Source organism: Vibrio sp. 10N.222.49.C12, assembly GCF_041475025.1.
GTDB classification, from domain to species: Bacteria; Pseudomonadota; Gammaproteobacteria; order Enterobacterales; family Vibrionaceae; genus Vibrio; species Vibrio crassostreae_C.
This window is the reverse complement of record NZ_JBFRVF010000150.1, coordinates 1-220: the sequence shown is the minus strand read 5'-3', so window position 1 is coordinate 220 and position 220 is coordinate 1. Positions and strand designations below refer to the sequence as shown.

Here is a 220-nt window from a genome sequence, read left to right as displayed (position 1 = left end):
TCGAGGCACCATTATTTGGTACTTAACAAATAATGGTCTTTATAGACCTGATGTTGAGACAAGTAATTCCCCTTTAGTTCAGTTGGTAGAACGGCGGACTGTTAATCCGTATGTCGCAAGTTCAAGTCTTGCAAGGGGAGCCATTTTTAAAGGACTTCATTTTATATGAGGTTTTAATTGAAGAGTTTAACTCTTTAAGCAAAGAATTTAGTGTGCCGAC

General features: G+C 37.7%; 1 tRNA gene. It reads left to right on the top strand.

The features are described 5' to 3' along the window. Window positions 1-67 precede the first annotated feature (67 nt). A tRNA-Asn gene (locus tag AB4583_RS21440) sits at window positions 68-143 on the top strand. The last annotated feature ends 77 nt before the right edge of the window (window positions 144-220 follow it).